23 protein-coding genes are annotated in these 18,150 nt (G+C 69.4%); 8 read left to right on the forward strand and 15 right to left on the reverse strand.

Going from position 1 to position 18,150, the window contains the following annotated elements; translation table 11 throughout:
* Window positions 1-29: 29 nt before the first annotated feature.
* Entirely contained in the window at window positions 30-824 is a 795-nt protein-coding gene (locus EIZ45_RS06075; RefSeq protein WP_081684958.1) for an S-adenosyl-l-methionine hydroxide adenosyltransferase family protein, read from the forward strand.
* Here the strand turns inward: EIZ45_RS06075 and EIZ45_RS06080 are convergent.
* From EIZ45_RS06080 to EIZ45_RS06120, 9 genes are all read right to left on the reverse strand, one after another.
* On the reverse strand, window positions 707-1,594 hold the full coding sequence (locus tag EIZ45_RS06080) for an MOSC domain-containing protein (RefSeq protein ID WP_167756348.1): 888 nt from the start codon (window positions 1,592-1,594) through the stop codon (window positions 707-709). The two genes, EIZ45_RS06075 and EIZ45_RS06080, sit on opposite strands and share 118 nt — an antisense overlap.
* Window positions 1,595-1,762: 168 nt before the next feature.
* Window positions 1,763-2,503, reverse strand: coding sequence for an amino acid ABC transporter ATP-binding protein (locus tag EIZ45_RS06085; RefSeq protein ID WP_134662149.1), 741 nt, complete (start codon window positions 2,501-2,503; stop codon window positions 1,763-1,765).
* Window positions 2,500-3,240 (reverse strand): amino acid ABC transporter permease, encoded by a 741-nt coding sequence (locus tag EIZ45_RS06090; protein ID WP_037808725.1) that lies wholly within the window; start codon window positions 3,238-3,240, stop codon window positions 2,500-2,502. The genes EIZ45_RS06085 and EIZ45_RS06090 overlap by 4 nt, the downstream gene beginning before the upstream one ends.
* Window positions 3,241-3,244: 4 nt before the next feature.
* Entirely contained in the window at window positions 3,245-4,006 is a 762-nt protein-coding gene (locus EIZ45_RS06095; protein ID WP_134662150.1) for an ABC transporter substrate-binding protein, read from the reverse strand.
* 20 nt (window positions 4,007-4,026) lie between these two features.
* A complete protein-coding gene (locus tag EIZ45_RS06100; protein ID WP_134662151.1) occupies window positions 4,027-4,830 on the reverse strand; it encodes an ABC transporter substrate-binding protein in 804 nt (267 codons plus the stop codon).
* A gap of 145 nt (window positions 4,831-4,975) precedes the next feature.
* A complete protein-coding gene (gene purB / locus EIZ45_RS06105) occupies window positions 4,976-6,403 on the reverse strand; it encodes an adenylosuccinate lyase (RefSeq protein WP_043834707.1) in 1,428 nt (475 codons plus the stop codon).
* A gap of 34 nt (window positions 6,404-6,437) precedes the next feature.
* Entirely contained in the window at window positions 6,438-6,683 is a 246-nt protein-coding gene (locus EIZ45_RS46715) for a hypothetical protein (protein WP_134736030.1), read from the reverse strand.
* A 27-nt stretch (window positions 6,684-6,710) separates the two neighbouring features.
* Window positions 6,711-7,859: a galactonate dehydratase gene (gene dgoD / locus EIZ45_RS06115; RefSeq protein WP_134736031.1), complete on the reverse strand. Its 1,149-nt coding sequence runs from the start codon at window positions 7,857-7,859 to the stop codon at window positions 6,711-6,713.
* Between the two features lie 8 nt (window positions 7,860-7,867).
* The gene (locus tag EIZ45_RS06120) at window positions 7,868-8,548 is read right to left on the reverse strand and encodes an SDR family NAD(P)-dependent oxidoreductase (protein ID WP_134670262.1); all 681 of its coding nucleotides are present in this window, start codon (window positions 8,546-8,548) and stop codon (window positions 7,868-7,870) included.
* An 80-nt stretch (window positions 8,549-8,628) separates the two neighbouring features.
* Here EIZ45_RS06120 and EIZ45_RS06125 point away from each other — a divergent pair, with 80 nt between their 5' ends.
* From EIZ45_RS06125 to EIZ45_RS06135, 3 genes are read left to right on the forward strand one after another with little or no spacing between them, the layout of a single operon-like run.
* Window positions 8,629-9,243 (forward strand): bifunctional 4-hydroxy-2-oxoglutarate aldolase/2-dehydro-3-deoxy-phosphogluconate aldolase, encoded by a 615-nt coding sequence (locus EIZ45_RS06125; protein ID WP_134670264.1) that lies wholly within the window; start codon window positions 8,629-8,631, stop codon window positions 9,241-9,243.
* On the forward strand, window positions 9,240-10,226 hold the full coding sequence (locus EIZ45_RS06130; protein ID WP_134670266.1) for a beta-propeller fold lactonase family protein: 987 nt from the start codon (window positions 9,240-9,242) through the stop codon (window positions 10,224-10,226). The genes EIZ45_RS06125 and EIZ45_RS06130 overlap by 4 nt, the downstream gene beginning before the upstream one ends.
* Complete coding sequence (locus EIZ45_RS06135; protein ID WP_134670268.1) at window positions 10,223-10,933, forward strand: FadR/GntR family transcriptional regulator; 711 nt, start codon at window positions 10,223-10,225, stop codon at window positions 10,931-10,933. Before EIZ45_RS06130 ends, EIZ45_RS06135 begins: the two co-directional genes overlap by 4 nt.
* On the opposite strand, the gene EIZ45_RS06140 is transcribed toward EIZ45_RS06135, so the two are convergent.
* The gene (locus tag EIZ45_RS06140; protein ID WP_134670270.1) at window positions 10,909-11,841 is read right to left on the reverse strand and encodes a GlxA family transcriptional regulator; all 933 of its coding nucleotides are present in this window, start codon (window positions 11,839-11,841) and stop codon (window positions 10,909-10,911) included. The two genes, EIZ45_RS06135 and EIZ45_RS06140, sit on opposite strands and share 25 nt — an antisense overlap.
* A gap of 72 nt (window positions 11,842-11,913) precedes the next feature.
* Here EIZ45_RS06140 and EIZ45_RS06145 point away from each other — a divergent pair, with 72 nt between their 5' ends.
* Window positions 11,914-12,570: an HD domain-containing protein gene (locus EIZ45_RS06145; protein WP_043834719.1), complete on the forward strand. Its 657-nt coding sequence runs from the start codon at window positions 11,914-11,916 to the stop codon at window positions 12,568-12,570.
* A gap of 14 nt (window positions 12,571-12,584) precedes the next feature.
* Entirely contained in the window at window positions 12,585-12,998 is a 414-nt protein-coding gene (locus tag EIZ45_RS06150; RefSeq protein WP_134670274.1) for a RidA family protein, read from the forward strand.
* Between the two features lie 6 nt (window positions 12,999-13,004).
* Here EIZ45_RS06150 and EIZ45_RS06155 read toward each other — a convergent pair whose 3' ends face one another.
* From EIZ45_RS06155 to EIZ45_RS06165, 3 genes are read right to left on the reverse strand one after another with little or no spacing between them, the layout of a single operon-like run.
* Window positions 13,005-13,610, reverse strand: a complete 606-nt coding sequence (locus tag EIZ45_RS06155; RefSeq protein ID WP_134670276.1) for a TetR/AcrR family transcriptional regulator — start codon at window positions 13,608-13,610, stop codon at window positions 13,005-13,007.
* Window positions 13,611-13,647: 37 nt separating this feature from the next.
* A complete protein-coding gene (locus EIZ45_RS06160) occupies window positions 13,648-14,337 on the reverse strand; it encodes a hypothetical protein (protein ID WP_134670278.1) in 690 nt (229 codons plus the stop codon).
* Window positions 14,330-14,839 (reverse strand): SigE family RNA polymerase sigma factor, encoded by a 510-nt coding sequence (locus tag EIZ45_RS06165; RefSeq protein WP_037808752.1) that lies wholly within the window; start codon window positions 14,837-14,839, stop codon window positions 14,330-14,332. The genes EIZ45_RS06160 and EIZ45_RS06165 overlap by 8 nt, the downstream gene beginning before the upstream one ends.
* A gap of 141 nt (window positions 14,840-14,980) precedes the next feature.
* On the opposite strand from EIZ45_RS06165, the gene EIZ45_RS06170 reads away from it, so the two are divergent.
* Both EIZ45_RS06170 and EIZ45_RS06175 read left to right on the forward strand, forming a co-directional pair.
* Window positions 14,981-15,997, forward strand: coding sequence for a low specificity L-threonine aldolase (locus EIZ45_RS06170; RefSeq protein WP_043834727.1), 1,017 nt, complete (start codon window positions 14,981-14,983; stop codon window positions 15,995-15,997).
* 17 nt (window positions 15,998-16,014) lie between these two features.
* Window positions 16,015-16,596: an HAD family phosphatase gene (locus EIZ45_RS06175; protein WP_134670280.1), complete on the forward strand. Its 582-nt coding sequence runs from the start codon at window positions 16,015-16,017 to the stop codon at window positions 16,594-16,596.
* A gap of 69 nt (window positions 16,597-16,665) precedes the next feature.
* Here the strand turns inward: EIZ45_RS06175 and EIZ45_RS06180 are convergent, their stop codons facing one another.
* Both EIZ45_RS06180 and EIZ45_RS06185 read right to left on the reverse strand, forming a co-directional pair.
* The gene (locus tag EIZ45_RS06180) at window positions 16,666-16,851 is read right to left on the reverse strand and encodes a hypothetical protein (protein WP_043834731.1); all 186 of its coding nucleotides are present in this window, start codon (window positions 16,849-16,851) and stop codon (window positions 16,666-16,668) included.
* Between the two features lie 123 nt (window positions 16,852-16,974).
* Window positions 16,975-18,141 (reverse strand): pyridoxal phosphate-dependent aminotransferase, encoded by a 1,167-nt coding sequence (locus tag EIZ45_RS06185; protein ID WP_037808760.1) that lies wholly within the window; start codon window positions 18,139-18,141, stop codon window positions 16,975-16,977.
* Window positions 18,142-18,150: the final 9 nt, after the last annotated feature.

An 18,150-nucleotide genomic window follows, 5' to 3' on the forward strand; every position in this document is an offset into this window, starting at 1 on the left:
GCACCGCTACAGCGAGGATGATGCAGGTCATGGCCTACCGCTGGATTTCGTTCACCTCCGACTACGGGCTGCACGACGGCTTCGTGGCCGCCTGCCACGGGGTCATCGCGGGCATCGCGCCCGACGTACGCGTTCTCGACGTGACGCACCTCGTCCCGCCGCAGCAGGTGCGCTCAGGCGCGGCAGTGCTCGCGCAGACCGTGCCGTCGCTGCCTAAGGCCGTACACCTCGCTGTCGTCGACCCAGGCGTCGGCACTGAGCGCCGCGGCATCGTGGTGGTCGCGACGCACGGCATCCTCGTCGGCCCGGACAACGGTCTGCTTCTACCTGCCGCAGAGGCGCTAGGCGGCGTGTACGCGGCGTACGTGATCGACGTGCGCACGCCGACGTCCGCGACCTTTCACGGCCGAGACATCTTCGCTCCCGTCGCGGCGAAGCTCGCTCTCGGTGCACACCCCGGCTCTTTCGGGCCCGCCATCCGCGACCTGGTGCGCCTGCCAGAGCCGCTGATCGCGGCGTTTCCCGGCAAGCTCGTGTCGGACGTGCTGACCGTCGACCACTTCGGCAACGTCCAGCTCGCCGCCGCCCCCGCCGACCTCGAACTAACCGGCTTGACCGGTGAGGTGACAGTGCACAGCGAGCACGTCGCGGTGTCCGCCACGATCGGCCGGACCTTCGCCGACGTGCCGCGCGGCGCGAACCTCGTCTACACCGACTCGGCGGGCAAGCTGGCCGTCGCGGTCAACGGCGGTTCGGCGGCTTCGGTGCTGCGGATCGGGCCGACCGAGGAATGCACCATCACCGCGTCGCCGACCGCCAGCTGACCGGGCCGGGTCACCGCCGCCTTCATGCCGAAGAGGACGCCGCCGTCCGGGTCGCGGTGGTACGCCGCCAGCGAGCGGATCGGCTCCGGACCGGAGCGCTTGCCGGTTTCCTGATCGACCATCGGCACCGCGCAGCGCACGCACAGCTTCGCGTAGGCGAACTCGGCCCCGCCGGCTTCCATCCGCCGGACGGAGTCCTCGGCGTGCGGTTCCGCCCAGCCGCGGATCACGAGGTTCGGCCGGAAGCGGTCCATCGGCACGGGTTCGGCGCCGCGCTCGGCGATTCGTTCGTTCAGGTGGTCCAAAGAGGACTCGGAGATCACGAGGACCGCGTGCCCGTCGGCGAACCGCGCAGTGCCGGGGGTCTCACCGCTCGTGACGCGGTCATGCTCCGGGGTGACGCCGAGCAGCACGGACGGCTGACCCACGACGGTGGAGAACCACTCCGCGGCGTCGGCGCCCTGGTGGACGCCCTCGCCGGTCCAGTTGAAGGTGGCCGCGGGGTGCCGTCGGCCGTCCTTCTGGACCTCGATGGTCAGGTCCTCGACGCCGGGCGCGGACAGGGCGAGGCGAGCACCGCCGTCCAGGAGGCGCGGCCGGATGGCGGCCATGACGGGGAAGCGGCGCTGGCTGCGGAAGTCGCCGTCGGCCGCGGTGACGATGAACTCGCGGTCGTGCGCGAGACCGGCCGGGGTCACGTCGGCGGTCTGGACGGTCGTGCCGGCACAGCCTTTGACCGGGTAATACGTGAGCCGCGAGATCGTCCCCATGAGGTTCACGGTACCTGTTCGTCCGAAGGGGAGTGGGCGTCGCAGCCATCCGCGAGACGGGTTGTGCGACTCCGCTCTGGCGAAGGTGCGTGAGGGGAACCCTGAGGGAATCTGATTCCCTCAGGGTTCCCCTCACGTACTTCGGCACCGCGCGGCAGGCTCGGCGACTTACAACACCTGCGACAAGAACTGCTGCAACCGAGGACTAGCCGGTGCCTCGAACATCTGCTGCGGCGTCCCCTGCTCCACGATCCGCCCAGCGTCCATGAACGCGACCTCGTCGGCCACGCTGCGGGCGAAGCCCATCTCGTGCGTCACCACGATCAGCGTGAGGCCCCGCGAAGCCAGCCCAGCCATCAGGTCCAGGACGCCCTTCACCAACTCCGGGTCCAGCGCACTCGTCGCCTCGTCGAAGAGCATCACTTCCGGTTCCATCGCCAGCGCACGGGCGATCGCCACCCGCTGTTGCTGGCCTCCGGACAACGCGGCCGGGCGGTACGGGGCTTTGTCCGCGAGTCCGACTTCCGCCAGCCGCGCTCGGGCGACTTCCACGGCGTCCTCTTTGGACAGACCGCGTACGCTGCGCAGGGGGAGCACGATGTTGTCCAGCACCGAACGATGTCCGAACAGGTTGAAGTGCTGGAACACCATCCCCACGCGCTGGCGCAGCGCGTCCGGATCCGAGGAGATGACGCTTTCCCCGTCCAGCAGCAGGTCGCCGCTGTCCGGCTCCTGCAAGCGGTTCACACAGCGCAGCAGAGTCGATTTCCCAGAACCGGACGGGCCGATGACGCACGTGGTGCTGCCGCTCGGCACATTCAGGTTCACCCCGCGCAGGACTTCCAGCGTCCCGAATCGGACGTGGATGTCCTTCAGTTCCACCGAGGACGAACGAATCGCTGTACTCATACCGTCCCGCCCGCGATCATTTCCTTGGTCTCCGTGGTCACCTTTCGACCGGTCTGCAGCCGCTTGTCGATGTAGTTCACCAGGTGCGTCAACGGAACCGTGATCACCAGGTAGACCACGCCCGCCGCGACCAGGGGCGACAGGTTGCCGGTGTTGGCCGCCAGGTCCTGGCCGATACGGAACAGTTCCCGTTGCGAGGTAAGGAAACCGAGGAAGTACACCAGGGTCGAGTCCTTCACCAGCGCGATGAACTGGTTCACCAGCGCGGGCAGCACTCGCCGCACCCCCTGCGGGATGACCACCAGCAGCATCGCCTTGGTGTAGCTCATGCCGAGCGCGCGGCTCGCCTCCAGCTGTCCCTTGTCGACGCTCTGGATGCCCGCCCGGAAGATCTCGCCGATGTACGCGGCGGCGATCAGGCTCAGCGCGGCGATGCCCAGCGGGTACGGGTTGTTGCCCACCAGGCCGCGAGCGAGCAGGCCGACGCCCTGGCCGATCACGAGGATCGTCAGGATCGCGGGCAGGCCACGGAAAATGTCCGTGTACACCCGCGCGGGCCAGCGCAGCCAGCGTTTGGTGGACAGGCCCATCACCGCGAGCACCATGCCGAGCAGGGTCCCGATAATAGCCGCCGCCACCGACAGGATCAGGGTGTTCAGCAGGCCGGTCTTGAGCAGGTCCGGGAAAACTTCCCAGATGTACTGCCAGTTGAGGAAAGTGTCGAAAAACTGATCCATCAGGCTACTTCGTCTTGAAATCCGCGGGAACCGGAATGCTCGGCTCGAACTGCTGGTGCACCTTCGCCCAGGTGCCGTCCGCGACGGCCTTCTTGATGCCGTCGTTCAGCTTGCCCAGCAGCTCGGTGTTGCCCTTCCGCGCCGCGTATCCGTGCGGGATGCTGGTCGTGATCGCCTTCGTGACCTTCAGTTCGGGGTTCTTGCTCGCGTAATCCTCCGCGGACACCTGGTCGAACACCGCGCCGTCGATCGCCGCCGACTTCAGTGCGCTCAGCGCCGCCGCGTCGTTCGGGAACCGGACCGCCTGTGCCTTCGGCGCGTTCGCGGCGAGCCAGGTGTCCGATACCGTGCCCTGCACCACGCCGATCCGCTTGCCAGTCAACGAGTTCTCCTCGGTGATGCCCGCGGTCGCCTTCGCCTCGATGCCAAGCGACTGGTAGTTGTACGGATCGCTGAACGCCACCGTCTTCTTGCGCTCGTCGGTCTGCGCGATCGCCGAACTGCCGATGTCGAACCGGCCGTTCGCGACGCTGCCGAGCAGCGCCGAGAAATCGGTCGCTACGAATTCCAGCTTCAGGCCTTCTTTCGAGGCGATATCCTTCAGCAGCTCGTTGTCGAAGCCGGTGAATTGGCCGTTCTCCTGGTAGGCGTTGGGCCGGGAATCGCTCAGCGTGCCGACTCGCAGGGTCTCGCCCGCGTCGCCACCGCACGCGGTGAGACCGGCGACCAGTGCCGCCGCGAAGGCGGTGACGATCAGTTTCTTCATGCCACCAGTGTGCCCGCGCATCAGGAGTTCGCCACCGGGAGGCCGGGGCCGCCCTTCTCCAGCTCCTTCGCGACCGGAGCCTGCTTGAAGAACTGCGCGTGCAGCCGGGCCGCGGTGCCGTCGGCGATCGCCTTGGCGAGACCGTCGTTGATCTTCTTCAGCAGCTCCGGGTTCGACTTGGCGACCGCGAAGGCGGACGGGGTGTCCTTGTCCGCGACGGTGTAGCCGAATTCGAGCGGAATCGCCGGGTTCTGGTCGATGTACTTCTGGCCGATGTCCTTCGGCACGACCCAGCCGTCGAGACCGCCGGTCTTCAGCTGCGCGAAACCGGCGTTGTAGTCCGGGAACCGGACCACCTGCGCACCGGCGAGCTTGCCCGCGAACTCGTCCTGCACCGAACCCTGCACGACGCCGACCCGCTTGCCCGCGAACGAGTTCGCGGCGGGCAGCGCGGCGCCCTTCTTGCTGACGACGGTGGTGTAGCTGGTGTCGTAGCCGTTGCTGAACGCCACCGTCTTCTTGCGCGCGGCCGTCGCGGAGATCGTCGAGCTGCCGATGTCGAGCTGGCCGCCGGCGACCTTGGCGAGCAAGCCGGAGAACTCGGTGCCGACGAACTCGACCTGGAAGCCCTCGCGCTTGGCGATGTCCCGCAGCAGTTCGTTGTCGTACCCGGTGAACTGGCCGTTTTCGAGGTAGATGCTGGGCGGGGCGTCGGTGAGGGTGCCGACGCGCAGGGTTTCCCCGGAAGCGTCCGAGGATCCGCACGCCGTGAGGCCCGCGGTGGCGGCGACTACGACGGCGAGCGTGCTGAGGATCTTTCTCATGACTTCTTCCTGAATATCCGGCGTGCGCAGACAAGAAGCGCCAGGCCGCGGGGTGGCGGCCTGGCGCTTCCGGGTTCGGCACGAAGACTAAAAGCTTCGCCCGATCGAGTAATGCCGTCTCAGCACGTGGACGACGTGCGCGCACTCACAGAATCGGCTGCGGCGCGTACGCCGCGGCGTCCGGGAACCGCTTGAGCACGTCCTCGACGCGCGCCGCGACTTCTTCGACCTGACGCGGGGCCACGCCGGTGAACGAGATCCGGTCGGCGAGGAGTTCGTCCAGGTCAGCGCGGTCGAGCGGGAGGCGTTCGTCGGCTGCGAGACGGTCGAGGAGGTCGTTCTCCGCGCCGCGTTCGCGCATCGCGAGGGCGACCCCGACGGCGTTCTCCTTGATGGCCTCGTGAGCCGTCTCACGCCCGACGCCCCGGCGCACCGACGCCATAAGCACCTTCGTGGTCGCGAGGAACGGGAGATAGCGATCAAGCTCACGCTCGACCACGGCCGGGAACGCGCCGAACTCGCCGAGCACGGTGAGGAAGGTTTCGAGCAGGCCGTCGAGCGCGAAGAACGCGTCCGGCAGCGCGACGCGGCGCACCACGGAATCCGAGACGTCGCCCTCGTTCCACTGGTCGCCTGCCAGTTCGCCGATCATCGACAGGTAGCCGCGCAGCACCACGGCGAGCCCGTTCACGCGCTCGCACGAGCGGGTGTTCATCTTGTGCGGCATGGCCGACGACCCGACCTGGCCAGGCTTGAAGCCCTCGGTGACCAGCTCGTGCCCGGCCATCAGCCGGATCGTCTTGGCGAGGCTGGACGGCGCGGCGGCGAGCTGGACCACAGTGGACAGCACGTCGAAGTCGAGCGAACGCGGGTACACCTGGCCGACGCTGACGAACCGGTTGCCGAAGCCGAGGTGCTCGGCGATCCGGGATTCCAGCTGGTCCAAAGTGGACTCGTCGCCGAGCAGGTCGAGCATGTCCTGCGCGGTGCCGACCGGGCCCTTGATGCCGCGCAGCGGGTAGCGCTCGATCAGGTTGTCCAGCCGGGAGAACGCGACGAGCAGCTCGTCGGCGGCGGTCGCGAAGCGCTTGCCGAGGGTGGTCGCCTGCGCGGCGACGTTGTGCGAGCGGCCGGCCATCACCAGGTCGGAGTGCTCGACCGCCAGCGCGGCCAGCCGCGACAGCACCGCGGCGACGCGGCCGCGGACCAGTTCCAGCGACCGCAGCTGCTGCAGCTGCTCGACGTTCTCGGTGAGGTCGCGCGAGGTCATGCCCTTGTGCACGTGCTCGTGCCCGGCGAGGGCGTTGAACTCCTCGATCCGGGCCTTCACGTCGTGCCGGGTGACGCGTTCGCGCGCGGCGATCGAGTCGAGGTCGACCTGCTCGACCACGCGCTCGTAGTCGTCGAGGACGCCGTCGGGCACCTCGACGCCCAGTTCGGCCTGGGCCCGCAGCACGGCGAGCCACAGCCGCCGCTCGAGCACGACCTTGCGTTCGGGCGACCAGAGCGCCACCAGCTCAGGCGAGGCGTAGCGGGCGGCGAGCACGTTCGGAATGCGGGGCTTGTCCGTCACGCGGCCACGATACCTGCGCAGGTCAGCGGGGCGGTCACCACTCCGTGAAGCTGCCGTCGGGCAGCCGCCACACCGGCGACCGCCAGGCGTGTCCGGTCTCGTCCGCGCGGCGGACCGCGGCCTCGTCCACCTCGATGCCGAGCCCGGGGGCGTGGCGCAACCGTCGACGCGGGTCTTGCACCGGCATCGCCAACCCGTCCTGCTCGTCACCGCTCGCGTATCGCGGAGGTCTCAGCCACCACGCCGACCGGCCGGTGTCGGCGACTTCCTGAACGCGCACGCGATCGGAAGCGACACCGCCGACACCTCACCACTCCGTGAAGCTGCCGTCGGGCAGCCGCCACACCGGCGACCGCCAGGCGTGTCCGGTCTCGTCCGCGCGGCGGACCGCTTCCTCGTCCACCTCGATGCCGAGCCCGGGGGCGGTCGGGCGTGCGGCGCAGCCGTCGACGAAGCGGAACAGCGCGTCGTCGGCGAGATAGGCGACCGGCTCGTGGCCGTCGTGGTAGTGCATGCCGAGGCTTTGCTCCTGGATGAGGAAGTTCGGCGTCGCGAACGCGACCTGCATCGCGGCGGCCAGCGAGATCGGGCCGAGCGGGCAGTGCGGGGCCAGGTTCGCGCCGTACACCTCGGCCAGCGCGGCGATCCGGCGCAGCTCCGAGATGCCGCCCGCGTGCGACGGGTCCGGCTGCACCACGGCGACGCCCGCGTCCAGCACCGGTTTGAACTCCCAGCGCGAGAACAGCCGTTCCCCGAGCGCGATCGGCACCGTCGAAGCCTCGACCACCGACGCCACCACGTCGGCGGGCAGTTCCGGCAGCACCGGCTCCTCGACGAACATCGGCTGTACTTCTTCGAGCATCTTCACCAGCCGCCGCGCCATCGCGGGCGAGACGCGGCCGTGGAAGTCGATCGCCAGGTCCCGGTCGGGTCCGAGCGCCTCCCTGGCCTCCCTCGCGCGGGCCAGCGCCGCCTGAGCCTCGGCGGGCGTGGCGATCGGCCCGAGCGGACCGGCGACGTTCATCTTCACCGCGGTGAAACCCCGCTCTACCTGCGCGGACACCGCGTCGAAGATCCCCGCCGGACGGTCGCCGCCGACCCACGAATACACCCGCACGCGGTCGCGCACCGGACCGCCGAGCAGCTCGTGCACCGGCGCGTTCCGGGCCTTGCCCGCGATGTCCCACAGCGCCTGGTCGAACCCGGCCAGCGCGCTGGAGAGCACCGGGCCGCCGCGGTAGAAGCCGCCTCGGCGCAGCACCTGCCAGTGGTCCTCGATGCGCAGCGGATCCTTCCCGACGAGCAGCTCGGCCAGCTCGTGCACGGCCGCGCGAACGGTCCCGGCGCGGCCTTCCACGACCGGTTCACCCCAGCCGCCGATGCCCTCGTCGGTGCTGATCTTGAGGAACAACCAGCGTGGCGCGACGAGGAACGTTTCGATCCCGGTGATCTGCACCTTGTCTCCTAAGCAGAATCTTTCGCGGCCGACCAGCCGCCGTCGACGGTCAGGTCCGCCCCCGTCACGAACGAAGCCGCGGGCGAGAGCAGGAACGCGATCACCGCGGCGACTTCGGCCGGGTCGCCCAGCCGTCCGGCCGGTGTCGCGCGGGCGCTGCGTTCGCGGTCTTCCGCGCTGATCCGGTCCCAGGCCTCGGTCTCGACCGGACCGGGAAGCACCGAATTCACCCGGACCTCCGGCGCGTACTCCACCGCCAATTGCCGCGCCAGAGACACCAATGCGCCTTTGCTGGCCGCGTACGCCGGATGTCCGGGAAGCCCGAATCGCGCGTGTACCGAGGAAACCAGCACCACCGAGCCGCGCCGAGAGCGCAGCGAGGGCAGGCAGGCCCGGACGGCCAGGTACGACGCGGTGAGGTTCACGTCGAGCTGCCGTTGCCATTGCGCGCGGTCGGTTTCGTGCAGTGGGCCCAAAGTCGGCAGGTACGCGTTGCTGACCACGGCGTCGACTTCGCCCGCCAGATCGAGAACTCGTTGCCACGTCTCGTCATCCGTCACGTCGCCTCGCACGCCGCCGGACACGGGAGCGAGGTCGACGCCGATCACCCGGTAGCCGTCGGCTTCGAGCTGACGGGCGGTCGCGGCTCCGATTCCGGACGCCGCGCCGGTCACCACGGCGGTGCGCATGGTTCGCAAGCATGCCGGGGCGCTCGAGCCACAGTCAAGAATAATTAGTAATTTATAATTTGCCTGCTAGGCTGGCCGCCATGGGATACCGGTGGGAGATCACGCGCGAAGCGGTGCGTCAGGGCGTCGTCGGAATCGTGCGGACGGCGGACGCCGCCTCGGCCGTCGCCGCCGCGCGGGCAGTGCTCGACGCCGGGTTGAAGTCGGTCGAAGTCCCGCTCACCAACGCGGGCGCGCTCGTCGCGATCGAGGAGCTGAGCACCGCCTATCCGGACGCCACCATCGGGGCCGGCACGGTGCTCGACGAGTCGTCCGCGACGGCCGCGATCCGGGCAGGGGCCCGGTTTCTCGTCTCCCCGTCGCTGCACACCGAGGTCTTGCGTACCGCTCATCGGTACGGCGTCGCGGCGCTGCCCGGCACCGGTTCGGTCACCGAAATCGTGCGCGCGATGGAGGAAGGTGCTGATGCCGTAAAGGTTTTCCCCGCGTCCGCGCTCGGCCCGCAGTGGATCAAGGACGTGCGCGCCGCGCTTCCGCAAGCCCCGCTCGTGCCGACGGGTGGAATCGCTCCCGAGGACGTGCCACGCTGGCTCGACGCGGGCGCCGTCGCCTGCGGGATCGGGTCGGCGCTGACCCGTGGATCCGCTGAGGACATCCGGGCCCGAGTGGCCGCACTGGTGAGGGAGAGCTCGTGAGCGACGTCGTACTCGTCGGCTGCCGTACCGCCGAAACCGGCGGGAACGGCACGGGAATCGCGGTTTTCCGGCGCTCCGGCAACGCACTGACCGCGGATTCGACGTTGCCGATGGTGTCGCCGACCTGGCTGACCCAGCATCCCGCGCTGCCGATGGTGTACGCGACCAACGAGACGAGCTACGGCGAGATCACCTCCGTTTCGGTCTCCGACGGGCTAGTCGCGCTCGACGTGGTCGAATCCGGCGGGGCCAGCCCGTGCCATCTCGCGGTGACGCCGGACGGCCGGTTTCTGTTGTGCGCCAACTACGGCGGCGGCAGCCTCGCGGTGTTCGCCCTGCGCGAGGACGGCCGGATCGACGGACGCACGGACCTGGTGCAGCACACCGGAAGCGGACCGCGCGCCGACCGGCAGGAAGGTCCGCACGTCCACATGGCCGTGTCGTCGGCGGACAGTTCGGTGGTGAGCGCCGTCGATCTGGGCACCGACGAAATCCGCAGCTACAAGTTGTCTCCCGAAGGAAAACTAACTCCGCTGGCCGTCTCGTCGCTCCCTCCGGGCACGGGACCGCGACAGCTCGTGCGCGGCGCGGACGGAATCGCTTACGTGGCCGGGGAATTGTCCGGCGAGCTGATCACGATGCGCGAGACTTCGCCGGGAGCGTTCGAGTTCGTCGCGGCGACCCCGGCGACGGCGGCCGGCGGCGAATCCCTGGTGGCGCACCTGGAAGTGCTCGACTCCGGGATCTACCTGTCGAATCGCGGCCCGGAATGCATCACGTCGTTCGCCGGGACCCCGCTGCGCGCGACGGCCGATCAGCCGTGCGGTTCGTTCCCGTGGAACTTCGCGGTAGCGGACGGAACCTGCTACACCGCCGCCTTCAAGGACGATGTCGTTTCCGCTTTCCCGTTGAAGGAATTGGGAAACGCAAACGTCCGGAAGTATCCGACCGGCTCCCCGACGTGCGTACTCCCGCTCCGGTGACCGACCAACGCCCTCGCGGCCTGCACGGACAGACCGTGGAAACACTCGCCGCGCGCATTCTGTCCGGCGAATGGCCCGAGGGCATGGTGCTGGACCTTCCCGCGCTGCGCGAGGAGCTCGACATCAGCCTCACCGCACTGCGGGAAGCGCTTAAGGTATTGGCAGCAAAGGGAATGATCGGCGCGCGGCAGAAGCACGGCACCTACGTGCAACCGCGCGAGAGCTGGCAGCTGCTCGACGCCGACGTCATGCGCTGGCAAACCACCGCACGCGGAAACGCTGGCCTGCTGGACGAATTGGCCGAGGTCCGCGCCGTGGTCGAGCCCGCGGCGGCGCGGATGGCTGCCGAACGTGCGACCGCCGAAGACCTTGCCGCGCTTGAATCCGCTCTCGACGCAATGGTCGAAGCACCGGATCCGGAAGCGAGCGTCGAGGCGGATCTCGCGTTCCACCGCAGCCTGTTGACCGCCGCGCACAACAACTTCCTGCTCCAGATCGAACGCGTCATCGCGATCGGCTTGGCGGAGCGGGACAAACTCGTCCACAGCGCCGGTCCCACCGACGATCCGGTACCGAGTCACCGCCGGGTGCTCGACGCCATCGCCGCGCACGACCCGGTCGGCGCGGAGACCGCGATGCTGGAGCTGCTGGTGAAATCCGCCGCCGACGCGAAGCGGTCGGGTCAGGAAGTGAACGCGCGGCGGTAGGCGGTCGGCGTGGTCCCGAGGGTCCGCCGGAAGTGCAGCCGCAGGTTGGCCGGAGTGCCGAGACCGCAGTCCCGCGCGACCCGGTCCACCGAATAGTCCGTGGTTTCCAGCAGTTCGCGCGCTTTGCCGAGCCGGGCGTTGAGCAGCCACTGCAACGGCGTGGTCCCGGTTTCCTCGGCGAACCTGCGCAGGAACGTCCGCTGCGACATCTCCGCGTGCCGGGCGAGCAGGCGGATGCTGAGCGATTCGTCCAGCCGCTGCAACGCCCATTCGCGCGTGGCGGACAGCGAAGCGTCGCCAGCGTCCGCGAGCGGCGCGGGCACGTACTGGGCCTGACCGCCTTCGCGATGCGGAGCGGCGACGAGACCACGTGCGATCCGATTGGCGACCGCCGCACCCAAATCGCGGCGCACGATGTGCAGGCACAGATCGATGCCGCAACACACGCCCGCTGAGGTGAGCACGTCGCCCTCGTCGACGTAAAGCACATCCCGGTCGACCTGGACCGAAGGGTATGCCCGCTCGAATTCGTCGATATATTCCCAATGCGTCGTGGCGTGCAGGCCGTCCAGCACTCCCGCGACGGCCAGCGCGAACGCACCGGTGCAGATGGACACCACCCGCCGTCCCCGATCGCGGGCCTTGGCCAGCAGCTCGACCGCCGCTTCCGGCGTCTCGCCGATCGGGTCGTACCCCGGCACGATCACCGTGTCCGCCGCGCGCAGCTCCTCGATCCCGCCTTCCGCGGCCAGTTCGAACCCGGCGCTGGTCGCGACCGTCGGGCCGAGCGCGCACAGTGACATCTCGTAGTGCGTTTGCGGCCGGACCTGGAACACCTGCGCCGGAATCGCCAGGTCCAGCGGGAGGACCCCGTCGAGCGCCAGCACCGCGACCCGATGCACCGTCATGGCAAGATTCTATCGAAGTACGGCAAACTTGCCACTCGCCAGGTCAGAGCGGTGCGGTCCAGGCTTGAAGGCATGACCGAACTCCTTTCGGACCCGGTGGTCGCGCTGCCCGCGACTCCGCTGGCGGACGCCGTCCTCGAGGTCGTCCGCCCGGTGGAATCGCAGTCAGTGTTCAACCACAGCGTCCGCTCCTACCTGTTCGCGCGGCTGGTCGCCGACCGGCTGGCGGTGTCCGGCTATGCCGACGACCTGCTGTTCGCCGCGTGCGTGATGCACGACATCGGCGTCGCACCGGACGGTCCGCACGTGGAACGCTTCGAGGTCGAAGGCGCCGACCGAGCGGCTGGTTTCCTGGCAAAGCAAGGGATTTCCACCGCGGACGCCGACGAGGTCTGGCAAGCCATCGCCTTGCACACCACCGCGGGCATCGCGGAACGCCGTGGTCCGCTGTGCGTGCTCGTCCGCGCCGGGGTCTCCGTCGACTTCGGCGGCCCGGTCGGCGCCGAGTACCTCTCGGCCGTCACCGACGAGGAGGGCGTGGCGATCCACGCCGCTTACCCGCGGCTCGAGATGGTCCGCTCGCTCACCGACGCGATCGTCGCGCAGGCCGCGAAGAATCCGAAGAACGCGCCAGTCCCGTCCGTCCCCGCTGATTTCTTGCGGGAACGCGCGGCCGATGGCGAAACCCGGCTGGAACGCGCCTCGCGCACGTCGCGCTGGGGCATCTGAGAAAGGGATCCACCATGTACGCCGTCAAAATCCCCGAGGACTCCGAGGTTTTCGGCCCGTCCGGGGCCTCAGCCTTCAGCCGCTTCGGCTACTCAGCCGCCGTCCGCGCGGGCAACCACCTCTTCATCGCGGGGACGATCGGCCGTCGCCCGGACGGAGAGATCGCGGAAACCATCGAGGAACAGACCGAGATCGCGCTCCGCCGGATCGAGGAAATCCTTCGTCTGGAAGGACTCGGCCTCTCCGCGCTGGTCGACATCACGAGCTACCACGTCGACATCCACCAGCACCTGCCCGGTTTCCTGGAAGCCAAGAAGCGCCTCGTGACCGCCGAGCCGTACCCGGCGTGGTCGATGATCGGCGTCAGCGGACTCGCCAGCCCGGGACTGCTGATCGAAATCCGCGCCACGGCGGCCTATCCGGAGTAACAGTCCTCAGTGGACGGTCTCAGCGAGCGCGGTCCGCAGCATCCGCCCGGCCGCGGCGCGCGGAGCCGGGTCGACCGCGATCAGCGCGTTGACCACGGCCCCGTCGACCAGTGCGACCAGCCGGTCCAGTTCGTCCTTGGCCACCGGCGTCCCGGAACGGGCCAAGATCTCCGTCAGCAGTTCGTTGAGCTGCTGGGACAGCGTCCGCATCAACGGGCGCAGATACGGCCGCCGCCCGGTCGCGACCAGGCGTTCGTAGCGCAGCAGGACCGCCTCGGCGTCGGCTTCCGGATCGCCGCTCTGCGGGCCGAGCAGCATGTCCAGCACGAGTTCCACGGTCGCCTGCACGCCCCGGTTCCGGGTCGTCAGGTCCTCGAGCTGCCGTCGCCCGTTCGCCAGCTCGGTCTGCCCGTGGTGCTCCACCGCGGCGGTGACGAGCTCTTCCAGCGAGTCGAAGTAGTACGTCGTGGACGCCAGCGGCAGGCCCGCCCGCTCGGCGACCGCGCGGTGCCGGACGGCGTCGAAGCCGCCCTCGACCAGCAGCTCAGCGGCGGCTTCGACGAGCGCGGCCCGTCGTCGCTCGCCCTTGGGAGTGGTGGCTGCTGCCGTCATGTCCGGTTATTCTGCCAGCCGCTCCGGTGGCCGCCGATCAGAACCGGGCGGCCAGCGAAGCAGCGAAGCGCGCGAGGTCGGTTGCGTACGGTGCCGGATGCCCGGAAGTCCCCGGCACGCTGACCAGCACGAGAGTTCCGCCGCTGCCGGTTTGCTGACGCACGGTGACGGCTCCGGCCGGTTGCGTGGGCACGTTCACTGCAGTGCCGCGAGCGAACACCGCCGCGCCGATCGTCCCGTCCGGAAGCGGGAACCCGGCGCCGCGCGACGACGTCGTACAAACGCTGCCTGGGGAAGCCTGCGCGGCATTCAAGTGGCCTGGGAGCTCGCCAGCGAGGGCAGTGGCGAGCTCCCAGTCCACCCGTCCGCACCCGGAGGTGCCTTCGACCCGAGGGCCGGTCCTCCCGGTTTCGCCGGCTCCCTGCCGAGACGGCTGACCCGGGAAGTCATCCCCATTGCTGAAAGGACGCGCCGCCGACCCACCGGGTTGCACCGGCGCGGCTACGGAATTCGCGCTGGAATCGGACTTCTCGCTCGAAATACCCACAATTCCCCAGGTGCCGAACCCGGCGGCCACGACCACGGCCGCCGCGCCGACGGTGATCCGGTTGCGCCGGCGCAGCGTCTCGCGCTTCGAACGGCGCACCACGTCGTCCACCGAGAACGTCGGAGGCGGCACCTCGCCGGGACCGGCGGAGAACAACGTCTCGGCTTCCCGCTCATCCATTGGTCTCCACCTCCCGTTCCAGCACCTGGCGCAGATTCGCCAGCCCGCGCGCCGTCTGGCTCTTCACGTTGCCTTCGCTGCAGCCCAGCGCCGTCGCCGCGGCCCCGACGTCCAGTCCGTCGAAGAACCGCAGCACCAGCACCGCCCGTTGCTTCGGCGGCACTTCCTTCAGCGCCGCGAGCAAGTCCTCGCGAGTCGCGACGCGTTCGGCGAGCCCGGGACTGTCGTCGACAGGTTCGGGCAGTACCTCGGTCTGCCGCTCCCGCCGCCACGGACGGCGGGATTCGTCGATGACCGCGCGCACGAGCGTCTTGCGCACGTACGCGTCGGTCGCCGCGCGGTCTCTGATCTTCTTCCACCTCCGGTGCAACGCGACGAACGCCGTCTGCGCGAGGTCGTCGGCTTTGTGCCAATCCCCGCACATCAAATAGGCAGTCCGGCGCACGGCGTCCCTCCTCGCGGCGAAGTACTCCGCGAACTCCTGTTCGTCGCGCTGGTCCACGCGCTTTGCAGCTCCGCTCTGGCCATGTCCGGTGAAGGGACGGATCCGGGGGCGTCCACGGTTGCACGTCCGGCCGGAAACGTTCCACCCCCCGCCGCATTGATGCCGCGCCCACCTGTGTGATGTGATCGGACTGTGACCATGACTGGGCAGCTGATCGACTTCCGTTCCGACACCGTCACCCGCCCGGACGCGATCATGCGCGCGGCCATGGCCGAGGCCGAGGTCGACGACAACGTCATCGGCACCGACCCGACCATCGCCGAACTCGAACGCCGGGCCGCGCAGACGCTCGGGATGCCCGCGGCGCTGTGGACGCCGAGCGGGACGATGGCGAACCTCATCGCGCTGAGCGTCCACCTGCGACGAGGCGACCGGTTCCTCGCCACCCGCGGCGCGCACGTGCTCGTCAACGAACTCGGCTCGGCCGCCTGGCTGGCCGGCGGCATGCCGGACATCCTCGAACACGACGCGGGCCCCGGCCGGTGCCTGCCGGAAACGCTCGAAGCGGCGATCGGCAACCCCGGCCCGTACTTCACGCTCCGCACCACGCTGTTGTGCCTGGAGAACACGCACAACGCGGCCGGCGGCGCGGTCACTCCGCCCGACGAGCACGCGCAACTGCTGTCGGTCGCGAAGCAGGCCGGGCTCACCGTGCACCTCGACGGCGCGCGGATCTGGCACGCGGCGGTCGCGTTGCAGGTGCCGCCCGCCGCCCTGACGGTCGGCGTGGACTCGGTGTCGGCGTGCTTCAGCAAGGGCCTCGGCGCGCCGGTCGGCTCGGTCGTCGCGGGCAGCGTCGAGTTCGTCGAGCAGGCCCGCCGGATGCGGCAGATGCTCGGCGGCGGCGTGCGTCAAGGCGGGGTGCTCGCCGCGGCGTGCCTGGTCGCGCTGGACCGCGTCGACGAGCTGGCCGAGACGCACGAGTTCGCGAAACGGCTGGCCGACGGCCTCTCCGAACACGGCTGGGACGTGCCGGCGCCGGACACCAATATCGTTCTGGCCGGGGTGCCTGACGTGCCGACCGCGCTGAACTGGCTCGGCTCGCTCGGCATCCAGGCCCTGCCCATGGCGGGCAAGGTCCGGTTCGTGACGCACCGCGACCTGTCGTCCGCCGACATCGCCGAAGCACTGCGCCGGATCAAAGCCGGCGCCTGAAACCCTGGGGGACTCGGGTGACCAACTGGATCGTGTTCGACTACGGCGAGGTGCTCAGCCTCCGCACCGCCGCGGTGCCGAAGCTGGCCGCCGCGATGGGCGTCTCGCTCGAGACGTTCGAGCCGGTGTACTGGAGCGTGCGCGATCCGTACGACCGCGGCTGCCCTGACCTGGAGTACTGGACGTCGATCGGCGACCAGCTGGGCGCGAAGGTGGACGACGCGCTGTCGGCCGAGCTGACCGCGCTCGACGTCGCGGGCTGGGGACAGCTCGCGCCGGGATCGCTCGACCTGCTGCAGTCGCTGTCCGACGCCGGCGCCTCGCTCGCGCTGCTCTCGAACGCGCCGTCGGCGTTCGGCGTCTGGGTGCGCGAGCAGGAGTGGTCGAAGCTGTTCAAGCACACGCTGTTCTCCGGCGACGTGAAGGTCGCCAAGCCGGACGCCGAGATTTTCCAGCTGCTGCTGGACAAACTGGGTGCCCAACCGGACGAGTGCCTGTTCTTCGACGACCGCCAGGTCAACATCGACGGCGCCCGCGCGGTCGGAATCCGCGGACACCTGTGGGACGGCGCCGAGGCCGCCCGCGCCGCACTGGCCTGAACGGCGAACGGCTCCCGCACCTTCCCGGCGCGGGAGCCGTCTCGTCTGCTCAGTATGGTTCGGCGCCGGTCAGCGGCTGATGCGCTTCGACTGCTTCTTCCCGGTGATCGCCCCGTAAGCCGCTGTGCCCAGGAACAGCACCCCGCCGATGATGCCGATCCACAGCACGGCCTTGAACAGGAAGCCGATCACGGACCCGATCACCATGAAGGCGATCCAGGCCACGACGAGCGCTCCGACGATCTTCCAGAACATGGCTCCTCCGATGCCGTTTCCGCGCCACGTCGGCCCGGTGCCCTCCAGCGTGCCATCCGTGCGACGGAAACTCTCTACGCTGGCCCAACGTTCAGGGACATCTCCGGGTTCCCCTGACCGGATTCACCCCAGCCAGCCGCCGAGCCGGCGCAGCCCTTCGGTCACGTCCTCGGTCGCGCCCGCGAAGGAAAACCGCACGTAGCGGCCGCCGTCGACCGGGTCGAAGTCGATTCCCGGGGTGATCGCGAGGCCGGTGTCGGCGAGCAAGCGCTGGCACCAGCTCAGGCTGTCGGTGGTGTGGTCGGAGACGTCGGCGTAGGCGTAGAACGCGCCGTCAGCCGGGGCGAGCTTGTCGAGACCGATCTCGCGCAGCCCGGCGAACAGCAGGTCGCGGTTGCGCCGGTAGTGCTCGACGTGTGCGTCCGCTTCGGCGTACGACTCCGGCGTGAACGCCGCGACGGCCGCGTACTGCGAAACCGCGGGCGGGCAGATGGTGAAGTTGCCGGTGAGGACGTCGACCGCGCGGTGCAGGCGCTGCGGCACCAGCATCCAGCCGAGCCGCCAGCCGGTCATCGCGAAGTACTTCGAGAACGAGCCGAGGACCAGCGCTTCCCGGCCGTACTGCCAGGCGCAATCGAGCTGCTTGCCGTACGAGATGCCGTGGTAGATCTCGTCGCTGATCAACTGCACGCCGTGCGAGGCGCACCAGCCGGAGATCGCGGCCAGCTCGCCCGGCGGCAGCACGGTCCCGGTGGGGTTGCTGGGACTCGCGACGATGAGCCCGTCGATCGGCCCGAGCCGGTCGAGCTGCTCGACGGTCGGCTGGAAATTCGTCTCGGCCGTGGTCGCGAACTCGACGACCTCGCAGCCGAGGACGTTCAGCAGATTCCGGTACGCCGGGTAGCCAGGACGAGCCATCGCGACCCGCGCGCCGGGATCGAACGCGCTGAGGAACGACAGCAGGAACCCGCCGGACGAACCGGTGGTCATGACGACGTCGGAGGCGGACACGTCGATGTCGTAGGTGCGCCGGTAATGCCCGGCGACGGCTTCGCGCAGCTCAGGAATGCCGAGCTGTTCGGTGTAGCCGAGGGTGTGCTTGCCCAGCGCTTCCTGTGCCGCCCGCAGCACCGCCGCCGGAGCGGGCACGGACGGCTGCCCGGCGGCCAGCGAAATCAGGTCGCCGTGGCTGCGCTGCCGGGCCTGCGCCGCGGACAGCACGTCCATCACGTGGAAAGGAGGCACGCCTGCCCGCAACGCGGGCCCGCCGAAAGCACCGATGTCGACCATGCGGCCAGG

The organism is Amycolatopsis sp. CFH S0740 (assembly GCF_004522315.1).
In the GTDB taxonomy this organism is placed as follows: domain Bacteria; phylum Actinomycetota; class Actinomycetes; order Mycobacteriales; family Pseudonocardiaceae; genus Amycolatopsis; species Amycolatopsis nivea.